We start from the raw sequence: 14581 nt of genomic DNA, 5'->3' as shown, positions 1-14581 counted from the left end.
AACTCAATTGCATTTTCATTCTGCATGCTTCCCTGCCAGCGGCTGAATGGTGTTGAATAGTAGCCATTGTAGGGTATGTACGCCTTTGTAAAAGTTTTCATGTAACTACCTCCTGATTAATTGATTTGAACTGCGAGAGATGCTTAAAAAACATATATTTGAAGCCCATATTCATATAAAAAAAGTGAGAACACAACATCTTTAAAAGTTTTAGTAAAAAAAGGCCGTTCCTCGGAGGAAAGAACGGCCCATGTAATGTGAGATGGAGTCTGAGATCCATCTCCCCGCGAATTACCTTATCAGCCTACTTTTACAATTAAAGTTGCAGCGGTATCGCCGGCAGCACAACCGGTAAAGAGGCCGTAACCACCGCCGAGAACAGTCAATTCTTCTATCATCTCAATAATGCTCCTTCCCGCTGTCGGTCCCTGTGGATGACCGTAGATCAGGGATGATCCGTAGTTGTTCATCTTCATAACATCTACACCGAATTTTTTGGCAAAGTTAACGTCATTGATTGCAAAGGGGTTATGTGATTTGAACGATTTAATGTCTCCAATCTTCAAGCCTGCATTGGCAAGAGCCATTTCTGAAGCAGGTACCGGGGCTGCAGGCATAAATGCCGGTTTTGTTCTTGCAAAGCCGTAGGAGATGATCTGTATTTCTATCTTAGGATCTGTGCTTAACTCTTTTGCCTTATCCTTGGTTGTGACAATAATGCCGCAGTTGCCGTCGGCAGGGAATGTCTGTGCGCCAAAACTATGGACTGCACCCGGACGAACCGGTTTCAGCTTTGCAAGCCCTTCAGCGGTAGTTGGAGTCCAGCCCTCATCCATTTCTACGAGCTTTTTAGTTTTTTTAGTGACCGTACATAATGGAGCAAACATATAGCGTTTCTGGAATGCCCGGTCATTGGCAAGAGCATCCTGATATTGCTCGTAACGTTTTAAAACTACTGCATCACATTCTTCTTTTGTAGCGCCTATTTCTTTGGCAACGTTCTCACCGGTCTCTACCATTGCGACAGGCACGCGAGGATTTCCGCCGAAGTTGTCCATATTCCAATTTTCTGCATAGGGCTCGCCGCCGTTTCCGAGAGGGTTGCCCCATGTAGTGTGCGGCCCGTTTGAGCAACGGTCAGTCATAAGACCATAAGCTACATCGTATGCTCCAAGTTCCATATCTTTAGCTGCAAGAGCAAGAATGGTTGTAGAAGTTGAACATGCCTGGTGAATAAAAAGTCCGGGCACGAATTTCTTGTCGTCTGTCAATATTGCGCCTGACCACTGATGTGAGAAAAACCAATGATGTTGGGCAATAGTAGTGCCAAAGTAAAGATAGTCAATTACAGTAGGATCAATTTTTCTTTTTTCAAGGAACCATCTCCTGGCTGTCTCGGCGGCAAGAGTGATAGAGTTGTCGTGCTGCATGCTTCCCTGCCAGCGACAAAAGGGTGTTGAATAGTAACCACCGTAGGGTATATATGCTTTTGTAAAACTGTTCATACAAACTACCTCCTGATTTATTTAGCTCAATCTATATTGGTTGTCATATTCGCTTAAAATTACTTACCCTTGAAAACGGGTTTCCTCTTTTCGTTAAATGCCTGAAAACCTTCTCTTCCGTCTTCTGAGACATAAGTAATGACAAAGCAATTATTCTCGTATGTGATTGCCGACTGGAGATCCATGTTTATTCCGTTATCAATGGCATTCTTGAGAAGGCTGAGTGCCACTTTCGGTTTTGCTGCGAGCTTCTTGGCCCAGGTCTTTGCCTCATTAAGCACTGCTTCTTTTGCTACAGTTTTATTTACCAAACCAATACGGTATGCTTCATCACCGCTCACCGTATCGCCCATGAAAAGCAACTCCTTTGCTTTTGAGATGCCGATCAACCTTGGGAGTCTCTGTGTACCGCCTGAGCCGGGTATAATACCGAGGTTTACCTCAGGGCATCCTATGCTTGCATCGCTTGCAGCAATCCTCAGATCACAGGCAAGGGCAAGCTCGCATCCGCCCCCGAAAACAAAACCGAAGAGAGCGGCAATTGTGGGTTTCTGAATGCTTGCAACCTTATCAAGACACATTCTGGAGACCCGTGCAAATTCTAAATAATCCGGTATGGATTTCCCTGCCACTTCTTTAACATCCAGACCTGCTGCAAAGGCCTTTTCGCCGGTACCGGTAAGGATAACAGCATTTACCTCGTCATCATTTTCAAATTCTGCAAATAAGTCATAAAGCTCACAATAGACTTTACAGTTAAGAGAATTTACCGGAGGCCTGTTCAATCTGACTATTGCAACCCCTTCTTCTTTCTCGATTGTCAATGTGTTGTATATCATGCCAACCTCCTATTTTTTGTTATAATCGTACCAACCTGCCCCTGTTTTCATTCCAAGGCGATTCGCTTTTATCATATCTTTCAGAATGCGAGGAGCAACCCATTTAAGTTCCTTGTTCATCTCTTTGTGCAGATATTCAACTACATGGTAAGCTATGTCTATGCCTGTCAAGTCCATTAACTCGAATGGGCCCATAGGGTAATTAAGGCCGAGTTTTGCAGCCTTGTCGATATCTTCCGCTGATGCAATGCCTTCCTGAAGTAGCCACATGGCCTCAACAAAATGTGGCATCATGAGCCGGTTTACAACAAAACAGGGAATATCTTTCTTTACTTCGATAGGCTCTTTTTTCAATGTTCTTGCAAGGTCTAAAGAGACTGCAATGGTCTCGTCGCTTGTGTAGTGACCGCGAATAACTTCGACGAGGCGCATAAGGGGAACAGGGTTGAAGAAATGCATACCCACAACCTTGTCAGGCCTTGTGGTTGCATTTGCAATCTCGGTGATAGACATGGAAGAGGTATTTGTTGCGAGTATTACATCCTCTCTTGTAAGTTCATTCAACTCGCTGAACATCTTTTTCTTAAGATCCATGTCTTCGAAAACAACCTCGACAACATAATCTGCGCCTTTCAGGTCTTCCATCCTGGTTGTGCCTTTGATTTTTCCCATGACAGCATCTTTGACTTCTGCTGTTATTTTCCCTTTTTCAACGCTTTTAGCGAGAAATTTGTCAATACTCTTGAGGCCCTTTTCTACAAATTTGTCATCGATATCTCTCATTACAACGTCATAGCCTGCCTGGGCAGCTATCTGGGCAATCCCGTTTCCCATTGTTCCGGCGCCTAAAACACCAATTGTCTTAATACTCATTATTTCCTCCTTGATTTATTTTGATTATTTTTGCATTTGTTTTTCATGCAATCAAACAGTCGAGTTATATTCAAATAGTTATTATAAGTAATAAAATAGTATAAAATGTAATAATAAGTAACATAATTCTATTTTAATATCATATAAGGTGAACTGTATCAATAAAATAATAAAAAAAATCTAATTATTTTATGAGACCTTTGCAAAAGGATCCTGATTGCCGTTTTCTGTCATACTTGTGCAAGCAACATCCAGTGTATTCAATCAATAGATACATCACAGCTCTGCTTCGGTGTAGTTCATTTACTTCTGGAAACATATTCCCACCCCCGGATCACCCGCAAGCGGGCACCAGCACTCCGGGGCAGGCTTAATGACGGCATTTTTAGAATTTTTTAAAGGTCTCTTTTATAAAAGAGATGCATGAAGTTGAATACGGCTTAATATAACCCGCATTCAACAGAAGTCCGGGAAGATTTGATATCAGTTTTTGTCGAGCTCTTGTCTTACGGCTATACCAATATTTTCTAAAGTGTATGGCTTTTTTATATATTGTCCGATGCCCAAGTTCAAGCTTTTTGCCACATGTTCTTCTTCGGAATAACCACTGGCTATAATAGCCTTCTGGTCAGGACGGAATTCATGGATTTGTTTAAATGTTTCAAGGCCATCAATACCGGGATCCATAACCATGTCAAGAATGATTAAATCAATTTGATTATTTTTCGTATATTCAACAGCTTCTTCTCCGCTGGAAACTGTTGATACAGAATACCCTAATGTTGTCAGAATCATCGATACCATTTGTCTCTGTTTTTCCACGTCATCAACAACCAGTATCGACTCGCCTTTTCCTTTATATTCTTCAATAGATATTTGAGCTCTTTTTTTTATTTGTTCTTGTCTTGTCGCATGGAAGTAAAGAAAAAATATTGTTCCCTGTCCTATAGTACTTTTAACGTCGATATATCCTTTATGATCTTCAACTGTACCCCAGACGACTGTCATCCCTAAGCCTGTCCCACTTCTCCCCATCATCTTTTTTGTATAAAAAGGATTAAATATTTTCTCAATGTCTTCCTGGGATATGCCTACACCGGTATCAGAAACAGTAAGCAGCACATAATCCCCTTCCGCAACTTCTTTATTGCCGGTAGTTGTTTTTATTCCCTTCTCCATATATATATTCTCAGTTGATATAAGGATTTTGCCACCGTTGGGCATGGCTTCGGCTGCATTGGATACCAGGTTCATGATGGTCTTTGAGAGATGTATCGGAGAGCCTGAGATGTTTAACGGATTACCATCAAGATTTGTTTCTAAATAAACTGTCGGGTGAAAAAATGTTAGTTTTTCATATTCAGGACTGCTCAAATAATCGGAAATTATTGTATTCAAATTGACTATATCATTTATGGTTACCCCTCTTCTTGCCATGGTCAACAGATCCTGCACCACCGCCGCAGCCTTTTTCCCTGATTCCTTAATAGATAATACAATCTTCCTTAAAGGACTGTCCTCCGGCAGTTTAAGTAACAGAATATCGGGATAACCTACAATGCCTGTCAGAATATTATTGAGGTCATGGGCAACTCCACCTGCTATAATTCCAATGGCTTCCATCTTTTGAATTTGTTGAAGTTTTTCATTGGCGCGCTTCAAATCATTGGTGCGTTCTTCAACTAAAGCTTCAAGATGGTTTTGATAGACCCGTATTGCCTCATCTGCGCGTGTCTGTTCTGTGATATCAGCTATTAAAAAGATAATTGTATTGTTGTCGTCTTGAATCGGCAGTTTTTTGATGGATAATATTTTATCTTCGGTTTGCAGAGATCCCTTCCTTTTTATGGTGATGCAGCTATCACAATTTGATCCCATCACTGATTCGACCTTGGATCGTTCGGGCTCGTCAAACAAAGCCGATGGATAAGTTGCCAAAAGAATGTCCTGTTGTTTTTCAAGAATTGTTACAGCAGCAGGATTAGCATAAACAATCTGTCCGCGATAAATCTCAACTATCCCTTCTGAAATGCTGTCCAATATTGTTTGTAGATGGTGATTTTTTCGCAAAAGCTCTATAGTCATCTGTCGGGGGTACACAGATTCAATACCGATAATTTCATGCTCCTGCTTGTCGTTGAAGGGTTTTTCCGCATCTGCTATGGCAGAGAAAAAATGTTCGGCTGTTTCTTTAAAAATCCCTTTTGCAATTGAAGCATTAGCGCCTATTTTTGTTGGATTAAGCTCCAACTCCTTTGCTGCGGCAGACATGATAACTATGTATGTATTTTTTAAATGCTCCATCTTACGGAAAATCTGACAAAGCTTATCGCCATTAATATTCGGAAGAAAATAATCGAGAAAAATAATATCAGGAGCATAATCCGCCAATCTATTAACGGCTGACATACCCGTTGATTCAGTTACAACTTCATGTCCGGCCTCACTGAGTTTTTTTCCCATGTATGTGATTAAATGTGGATTATCGTCTACAATCAGAATTTTTTTCATCAAACCCTCCTTTTTTTGAAAATATGATTGAGAATTTTGATCCTTTGCCGGGCCTGCTTTCTACCGACACCTTCCCGCCCTGTGCCTCTATCACTTCTTTTACAAAGGTCAGACCAAGGCCCGAGCCTTTTATATTCTCAGTACCATCGGATGCTGCCCGATAAAATTTATCAAATATCCTGTCGATATCTTTTTCTCGTATGCCTATCCCATGGTCTACAATATCAACCTGTATTTGTTCAATGTCTTCAATAAGCCTTATTGTAACATTTCCCCCCTGGGGGCTGTATTTGATAGCATTTTCTACAAGGTTTACAAGACACTGCTTGGTGAGATCTCTATCAATCATCACTGGATTTGTTTCTCCAGGTATTTCCGAACCTATTGTTATGTTCTTTTCCCCGGCGATTGCTTTTAGCTCAAGCACTACTTCTTCCACAATATCCGGAATGGTAGTGGATGTAATCTTTATTATCTGCCTGCCTTCTTCAATCCTTGATATGTCAAGGAATGTGTTCAGAAACCGGATAAGCCTTTCCGATTCTCTATGGATAATACCGGCGAACTCTTTCATCTCTCCCTCAAGGCTGTCGAATAAAATTTCACCGAATCCCTGTATGGATGTCATGGGTGTTTTTATTTCATGTGATACAAGAGAGACTACATGTCCCTTGAATATCTCCAGTTCTTTAATTTTTGTAATATCGGAAAATATAAAAAGGGTATATTTTTTTTCTTCAATTGAGAGCAATGACGCATCGACCTTAAAGTATCTTTTCTCCGGCAATGGGATAAAAACGTTAAAGGTTATGCGATTATCACCGGAGTAGAGCCGCTCCAGGAAACTGTCAATATCAGGTTTGTCTAATATAAAAGGCGCCATCCCTTTTGTCATTGCATCAATGGATGACATATCAAGTGAATTTTCTTTATATAAGGCAATTGCAAGGTTATTTGCAAGGACGGTTGCCCTGTCAGGTCCGAAAAGAATTACAGCCTGAATATCGCTGAAAATAGCTCTGTCTGTAAGCTCCTTTTCGAAAATGAGTTGGCTTGTAATATCAGACAGAAGTTGCGCTTTAGAGTAAATACCTCCAGGGGTAAGCAATCCCCTTATTCCCTTATCGAATTGTTTTTGGTTCTCAATGTAATTGTACCACCTCAAGTGAGGTATAACAGTCATGTATGCCAGGTCAAGCTTGATAACAGCATCCTTAAATTTGAAGGCATAGCCGATTATGAAGGTAGAGAGAACGGTAAAAAAGAATATTGAAGGGGCAAGCCAGACATTGAACGTTGAAAACAGTATATATATAATTACTGCAATACATAAAAGAATGCCTAAGGCCAAGATAGCTGCGCGCAGTTCGTTAATTTTTATGAAAAAAAGGGAAGAGGAAAGCGCAAGAAAAATAGCCAGAAGCCATCTTGCCCAATAAGGGGTAATATGGATTGCATTTCCGAGAAGAAGGGTGTTGAGGATGTTTGCATGGACTTCAATGCCCGGCATATTTTTTCGCTCCTGTGAAAAAGGTGTCAGCATGATATCGCCGACACCTGTTGCAGTGATGCCGATAAGGCAAATTCTATTTTTAAAGAAAGATGGTGGATATATTCCTTCAAGAATATCGGATAAACTTATTCTTTCGAATGTGCCCGGCTCGCCGCAGTAATTAATATTCATCCTGTCAAGCTGGACAATGTTGGCTTTTTGTCCTTGAAAATGTTCATGAGGAACTCTTCTTACTGTTTTACCTGTGGCAGTCTCATAAACGACTGATGAAAAAGATTTTATGGGGGTACGCTCATGAAGGAGCGTATGATAAACCTCGCGTACAACCCCGTCAATGTCCTGTTCCAGATGGACGTGTCCTGTAAGGTCAGGAGCAAAAGATATAACAGGGTATTTTATGGCAATCCCGTCGTCGATGAGGACGGGCAGCACTACCTTTCCATGCTGCCTTATAGCCTCTGCAACTGCTGCATCATCCTTTGAAGGCTCTGTCATGATAATATCAAAGGCAACCGTGTCAGCTTCTTTCAGCCATCTTAGAAGAGACGCATAATAAAGCCTCTTCAGGGGCCATCTACCGAGTTTTTCAAGAGTTTTGTTGTCTATAGCAATGATTATAGGTTTATTTGATAATTCTCCAGATCCTCGAAGCCTGAAGAAAAGGTCATAAAAATAATTATTTATGCCATTAAAGAGGCCGATATATTCAACGAAGATGACAAGCACCATGAACACAACCGGCGCCATGGTCTTCCATGAAGCATTTTGGCCGTTAAGTTTCATTATTCAGGAGATGAGAGAAGTTTTTTTATTTTTGGCATGAGATCCCCTGCGTTGAATGGTTTTGAAAGGTAATCGTCCGGTGGATATTCAAGTTCTTCCGGTGACACCCTTACCAGTTCATTCCCGGTAAGGAGCAGAATAGGTATACCTGATGTCTCTGAGACTTCTCTCAATTTTTTGACAAGTTCATAACCATCCATTACCGGCATTTTGACATCGCTGATAATCAGGTTTAATGTGTGTTGTTTTACTATTTCAAGTGCCTCTGCCCCGTTTACGGCTTGCACCACAGTATATCCGGCCTTCGAAAGGATAAAGTTCAGTAAAAGACGTATATCCCGGTCGTCGTCAACAATAAGGATTTTCCGAAGACTGTCGGACATGATGATAAATCCCTTTTATAGTGCTAACAGCAACGCAATACCTACGGCTGTGAAAAAACCGAGTATCCCGTAAGGGAATTTCCTTTCTACCTCAAAAGACTGAGACGGCGAGAAATCACCTTCACGACCTTTTGTGTCAATACTGCTTGTGCGAACATGATATATGCCCGGGTCTGCAGGTTTTTCGAAGGCAATCTCCGATTTATCAATCTTTTTATCAAGGAGTATTCCTTTAAAGTCTGCATCGTTTGCAATTTGAAAATGATAGGTTATACCTTTGCCGAGATTACGCCATTTAAGATAAATCTCTTTTTCATCAACCTTTGGTTTATCAAGCTGCGGAAACGGCGGGGGAGGAATGAGGCGGAAAGGAAGCGTATCTGACCATCCGGCCTCATAACCATCGTCACCAATAGAGCTTATTCTGAAATAATAATTATTGTATTCAAGGGTGCCGGTTTTATAGGACTCTTTTGTGTAATCCCTTTTTTCTTCAAGTATAGATACAAAATTTCTGTCCGATGCAACCTGCAGATGATATTTAGATGCATCTTTTACTTTCAGCCAAATGAATTCGGCAGATTTTCCGATAAATTCAACTTCATCCCCTTTCGATTGAATAAGTGGAGGAAGCGGGTTTGCCCTTAGCTTTATTTCATAGGACTGAGACTGGAAGCCCTCAATGCCTAAATCATCAATACCCTGGCAAAAAAAGTAATAAATGCCGTCAGGAATATTGAAAAAATTCATAGTTTCTTTATCTTTAATAACTTTTTCATCAAGAACATGCCTGCCTTCAATATCTTTTGTAATTATCCCCCTTATTGATGATTGTCCAGGTATTTCCTCAAAGGACAATTTAATAGGCATGTCTTTATATATAGATTTGTAATCTACCAGTTTAGGTGGAGGGAGAAGCTTTACGGGTGGAGTTGGTACAGCACCTTTCTGAACATATGTTCCTTCGCCTTCTTTTAATTCAACCACCTTTTTCATCGCGCTGACGCCGACATTCCCGGTGAGTACTTCGGTGCGCATGGATTCTACCTGATCCACAGAGACCCTGAATTCTGTTCCTCTCACTGAAGCAACAGCCGAAGGCGTATTTATTATTATGCGCGAATTGCTGCCGGTAGCCTCTTTTATTTTTGTAATAGCCCTTCCTGTTTTCAGATAAAAATTATTTACCGTATAGGTCGGACCTTTTTTCTCTGATGTAACGATACCCAGAGTTGTATTGGATTTTATGAAAATTGAATTTCTATCCCCAAAGGTTATCTCAACTGAGCTTGCATTGCCTGTCTGTACCTTGCTCCCCCGGCTAACTGTATTTCCGATGTTAAGCGCTACCCATTCTGCTGTCTCGTCCTTTTGAACTTTTACATCACCGTAAACAAAGGTAGCCTTTCCGTCCAGAGGAACCCCGTGCATGAGTCGAACCGGGATTTTTACCCTTTGACCGGGAAGGATTATGTCAGGATCCTTCATGCGGTTAAACTTTGCAACTTCGCGCCACTTTTCCGGATCTTCGAGGTATTTTTTGCATATTTTTATAAGTTTATTATTTTTTTCAACCCTTAATTCTACAGAATCCTCATCTGTTGCAGCAATTGCTGAAAGGCACAACGACATACATAATATGACTACCATATAAAGAGAAAGCGTAATCCGGAGTAATTTTTTCATATGCCCGGCCTCCTGTGATTATAGGTTGTTGTTTCTACTAACCAAAACATTTTATACAATTAATCATAATTTATCCCATATATTCAAGGGAAATTCCAGATCATAAATCCCTTGATAATCTTTACATTATAAAGTAATTTTAAAGAATCCGGAATTGAGAAAACAGGATCTGAATAGATTCTGAAATATAATGTGGAGTAGCGAGTTCCGGATTCAAAAAAATCGTGCGCCATGCATCGTTAAAAACAGGAGGTAAAATGCTGCTTTCAAAGATGTTTATCCCTACAATGAAGGAAGTTCCGAAAGAAGCTGAAGTAATTAGTCACAAATTGATGCTAAGAGCTGGATATATCAGAAGATTATCGTCTGGTATATATACATGGCTGCCTCTGGGCTTAAAATCCCTCCGGAAGGTGGAAAATATTATCCGCGAAGAAATGAACAGGAAGGGAGCGCAGGAGATATTGATGCCCCTTGTCCAGCCTAAGGAATTGTGGGTCGAAAGTAAAAGATGGGATAAGTACGGAAAGGAATTGCTGAGGTTTCATGACAGAAACGACAGGGAACTCTGCCTTGCCCCTACACATGAGGAGGTTGTGACTGATCTTGTAAGAAGAGAGGTGAGATCATATAGGGAACTGCCCTTGAATTTGTACCAGATACAAACAAAGTTCAGAGATGAAATACGGCCGAGATTCGGAGTTATGAGAAGCAGGGAGTTTTCCATGAAGGACGCCTACAGTTTTGACATGGACGAGGCAGGTGCAGAAAAGAGCTATATGGAGATGTATGATGCCTATAATAATATATTTAAAAGATGCGGGTTTCGTTTCAGACCTGTAGAGGCTGACACAGGCCAGATCGGAGGGAGCTTTTCCCATGAATTCATGGTCCTTGCCGAGACAGGGGAGGATGTCATCGTATCATGCGACACATGTGATTACGCAGCCAATCTTGAAAAAGCGGAAGCAGGCAATAAGGGCGGTACTTCAACAGGCAAAAAAGGCAATTACAGGCGTGTTGAGACGCCGGATCAGAGAAAGGTTGAAGAGGTGGCAGCATTTCTGAGTGTAGATCCCGACCGGATTCTAAAAACGATGATCTATAATACAAATAGAGGCGTTATCGGCGTGTTGATCAGAGGGGACAGAGAGATCAACGAAACGAAACTGGCAAGTATCTTATCACTTGATTATCTGGAGCTTGCAGACAAGTATACCATAGAGGAACATACAGGCGGCCCGCTTGGTTTTTCCGGGCCGATAGGACTTAAAATACCTCTCTATGCGGATAGCGACGTTCAGTACATGGAGGATTTTGTAATTGGCGGAAATGAGGAAGACGTCCATGTTGTCGAGGTTAATCCAGGCGATTTTAAGGTTGAGGGTTTTTTTGAGTTAAAAACCGTACGCGAAGGAGACCTGTGTCCGAGATGTGACGGCAGGCTCTTATCCACAAAAGGAATTGAGGTTGGACATATCTTTAAACTGGGATTGAAATATAGCGAAGCCATGACTGCAACGTTCCTTGATAAAGACGGAAAAGAGAGAAATATGGTTATGGGGTGCTACGGCATCGGAATCGGAAGGACTGTAGCAGCAGCAATCGAGCAGGGGTATGATGAGAATGGTATCGTGATGCCCATGGCTATTGCACCCTTTGAAGTAAACGTGCTTCCTGTAAACAATTCTCATCCTGAAAGCATGGAACTGGCCGATACGATTTACAGAGCTTTACTGGATAAAGGCATAGATGTAGTAATGGATGACAGGAATGAACGTCCCGGGGTGAAATTCAAGGACTGCGACCTTATCGGTATCCCATTGAGGGTTACTATTGGTGAAAGGAACCTGAAAGAAGGGTATGTGGAATTAAAGATGCGTAACGAGAAGGAATCTCAGCGGATTAGCAAGGAAGATGTCATCGGGAGGGTAGTGGGCTATGTTGAAGAGCTTAAACATATGTGACCTTACGCCGAAAGCGGAAATTGAAGACCGGATAGAAAAACTGAAGCAAAGAATGACTGAAAATAACATTGATTTTGCAGTTATTTTACAGAATGTGGATATGTTCTATTTTACAGGTACATTACAGAAGGGTGTCCTCGTTGTGCCCGTTGATGGCGACCCCTTGCTTTTTATTGAAAAGACCATGGAAAGGGCGGTTTACGAGACACCCCTCAACGTGATACCCATCAGGAGAGACAGAGATGTAAAAAGCATCCTTGCAGATAGAAAGGTTTTAAAGGGTAGGGGGGCAATGGAGTTTGATGTATTGCCCGTGTCTGTCTTTGAGCGCTGGAAGGGCTTGCTTGGATTTGAGAATTTTGTTGATTTTTCTTTGTTGATTAAAGATGTAAGGTTGATTAAAAGCCCCTTTGAGATTGCGCAGATCAAGAAATCAGGCGAGATCGTGTCCCGTGTTTTTGAGCGGGCAAAGGATGTTGTAAAAGAGGGCATAAGCGAAGTAGAAATCGGCGCCATACTTGAAACAGAGGGCAGGATATCCGGTCACCAGGGTTTTTTAAGAATGAGGGGCTTGAATCAGGAGATGATGAATATGTATGTTACCCATGGTCTTTCAGCCACCATTCAATCCCATGGAGACGTCCCTATTTCAGGCGTAGGTATAACCCATGCCATTGCCCAGGGGTCTTCGATAAACAGGGTTGAAAAAGGTATCCCGGTCCTCATTGATTACGGCGGAGGATATAACGGATATATTACCGATGAAACAAGACCCTATGTGGCAGGAACAATGAAAGATATTTTTCAAAGGGGATATGATGTAGCAAGGGAAATTATTGAAGATACAGGGATATTTGCACGGGAAGGTGTAAACGGAACAGAGATATTTATGAGGGCAATGGATAAGGCAAAGAAGGCCCAACTCGAAGACTATTTTATGGGTTATGGAGATGGTAAGGTCGGATTTATCGGGCACGGGCTTGGCCTTGAGATTAACGAGCTTCCGGTGATCACGCCGAGACACGATATTATTCTTAAAGAGGGGATGGTATTTGCCTTTGAGCCTAAATTTATCATCCCAGGAGAAGGGGCGATAGGCATAGAGGTTGATTTCATTGTCCGCAAAGACGGGCTGGAAAGGGTTACAAATTTTCCGATAGATGTTGTATATGTTTAAGCTATTTCCGGGGCTCACGTCGCCCCCTCCACCAGCGAAGCTGTCGGAGCCTCTCCTTCTCGCTCACTTTGTGAGCTATTTAAATTCTTATATACTGGGGCTTGTCGTCGTAGCCCGGAGCACCCATAAATAGTGGGTCACGGCTTTGAACGCTTTTGGGTAAATTATATGACGGCGTCTGTCCTCTCAGCCTATTCCTTACGTTCGCCGGTGTTCCACATCCGACCCGTATAACGCTCCGATTCGCTCAATGCTCATTGCGAACAGAGTTTTGTTGGATGGGACAATATAGCAGCCTGCAAAACAAGAATGAATTTTACTCTCCCATTGGTCGGCTTCAGACGCATTGTGCTTGGACCCGCTCGCGCGGGAGCCTCCAAGCCACGCTCATCTGAAGCGTACGGGTACCCGGATGTTCCGCAATGCTCACTTTAGGCAGCCCTTAAGTGTGCCAGTGAGGTTCTATCTTGATTGACTGACACAAGGACTGCCACTAACCGTAGGGAATTCTCTATGGAATGATTCATTTTTTCGACAGGGAATACTCCATATGATGTAATCCACGGCGATCTTAAAAAGACTGCGTTGCTGCCGTCAAAACCGCCCCTGCGGGCAAAAAGGTTTGAAGCAAATGCTGGTCTGTTCCCCGGCATGTTCACTTTAAGAACTCCAGTTGTAATCCATGGCGATTTGACAAAAACCGTTGGAGCTGATGCTGGTCTTTTTGCATTTTCCGGAAATGTGACCTCCACATGCACCGTCTTTTGGCCCAGTCTGCTATAAAAGTCAGCCAAATAGTCGATGTTTTGGATGTGTGTTATATGACCATTTCCATTGTCTCCGATCTTCATCTCTGTGACCTTGTTTAATGCTCTGATTTGTGTTCTCATGATATCCTCCTTCTTTATTTTGTCTTTCTATTATGAAGTATAGAAGATAAAACTTGACTGTACAAGACATTAAGTGTTAAAAGCGATTAACATAATATTAAGACATTACTTGGAGGTCAATCATGATTGTGAACATGAATCAACTCCGTTCCTTCTATACGGCGGCTAAAATGAACAGCATTACGAAGGCTGCTCAGACCCTTATGGTGACGCCGCCGGCGATTACTATGCATATCAAAAGGTTTGAAGAGAACATCGGGATTCGGCTGATTGTCCGGGACGGGAACTCTATTCGGTTAACCGGTGCCGGCGAGGGTGTGATGCAAAGAGCAGAGCTGATTTTTCAAGAGATTCATGAAATGGAGGGGTATCTGGAGGACGTATCCTCCGGCAAGTCGGGAGATCTGCATGTGGGATGCCCTGAAGCCCCCTTGAGAAATCTCATGCCCCTGAT

At 42.0% G+C, this 14581-nt stretch carries 11 protein-coding genes; 3 read left to right on the top strand and 8 right to left on the bottom strand.

All coding sequences use genetic code 11. The features are described 5' to 3' along the window. Positions 1-299 precede the first annotated feature (299 nt). The 7 genes from NT178_12360 to NT178_12330 form a co-directional block, all read right to left on the bottom strand. Positions 300-1505 carry a thiolase family protein gene (locus NT178_12360; protein MCX5813319.1) on the bottom strand — a complete coding sequence of 402 codons (1206 nt, stop codon included), beginning with the start codon at positions 1503-1505 and terminating at the stop codon, positions 300-302. 59 nt (positions 1506-1564) lie between these two features. Beyond that, the gene (locus NT178_12355; GenBank protein ID MCX5813318.1) at positions 1565-2344 is read right to left on the bottom strand and encodes an enoyl-CoA hydratase-related protein; all 780 of its coding nucleotides are present in this window, start codon (positions 2342-2344) and stop codon (positions 1565-1567) included. A 9-nt stretch (positions 2345-2353) separates the two neighbouring features. After that, positions 2354-3217, bottom strand: coding sequence for a 3-hydroxyacyl-CoA dehydrogenase family protein (locus NT178_12350; GenBank protein ID MCX5813317.1), 864 nt, complete (start codon positions 3215-3217; stop codon positions 2354-2356). Between the two features lie 483 nt (positions 3218-3700). Further along, positions 3701-5728 carry a response regulator gene (locus NT178_12345; protein ID MCX5813316.1) on the bottom strand — a complete coding sequence of 676 codons (2028 nt, stop codon included), beginning with the start codon at positions 5726-5728 and terminating at the stop codon, positions 3701-3703. Next, positions 5700-8024 (bottom strand): CHASE2 domain-containing protein, encoded by a 2325-nt coding sequence (locus tag NT178_12340; GenBank protein MCX5813315.1) that lies wholly within the window; start codon positions 8022-8024, stop codon positions 5700-5702. Before NT178_12340 ends, NT178_12345 begins: the two co-directional genes overlap by 29 nt. Further along, positions 8024-8407 carry a response regulator gene (locus NT178_12335; protein ID MCX5813314.1) on the bottom strand — a complete coding sequence of 128 codons (384 nt, stop codon included), beginning with the start codon at positions 8405-8407 and terminating at the stop codon, positions 8024-8026. Before NT178_12335 ends, NT178_12340 begins: the two co-directional genes overlap by 1 nt. A 15-nt stretch (positions 8408-8422) precedes the next feature. Further along, positions 8423-10093 carry a FecR domain-containing protein gene (locus NT178_12330; protein MCX5813313.1) on the bottom strand — a complete coding sequence of 557 codons (1671 nt, stop codon included), beginning with the start codon at positions 10091-10093 and terminating at the stop codon, positions 8423-8425. A 257-nt stretch (positions 10094-10350) separates the two neighbouring features. Between NT178_12330 and NT178_12325 the strand changes: the two genes are divergently transcribed. Together NT178_12325 and NT178_12320 are read left to right on the top strand one after the other, a co-directional pair. Next, complete coding sequence (locus NT178_12325; GenBank protein MCX5813312.1) at positions 10351-12060, top strand: proline--tRNA ligase; 1710 nt, start codon at positions 10351-10353, stop codon at positions 12058-12060. Then, a complete protein-coding gene (locus tag NT178_12320) occupies positions 12035-13237 on the top strand; it encodes a Xaa-Pro peptidase family protein (protein ID MCX5813311.1) in 1203 nt (400 codons plus the stop codon). The genes NT178_12325 and NT178_12320 overlap by 26 nt, the downstream gene beginning before the upstream one ends. Before the next feature lie 431 nt (positions 13238-13668). Here NT178_12320 and NT178_12315 read toward each other — a convergent pair whose 3' ends face one another. After that, complete coding sequence (locus tag NT178_12315) at positions 13669-14127, bottom strand: hypothetical protein (protein ID MCX5813310.1); 459 nt, start codon at positions 14125-14127, stop codon at positions 13669-13671. 122 nt (positions 14128-14249) lie between these two features. Between NT178_12315 and NT178_12310 the strand changes: the two genes are divergently transcribed. Further along, a partial coding sequence (locus NT178_12310) for a LysR family transcriptional regulator (protein MCX5813309.1) occupies positions 14250-14581 on the top strand: 332 nt, incomplete at its 3' end.

This window comes from Pseudomonadota bacterium, from assembly GCA_026388255.1.
GTDB lineage: Bacteria > Desulfobacterota > Syntrophorhabdia > Syntrophorhabdales > Syntrophorhabdaceae > JAPLKB01.
This window is presented reverse-complemented; position numbering and strand designations above follow the sequence as displayed.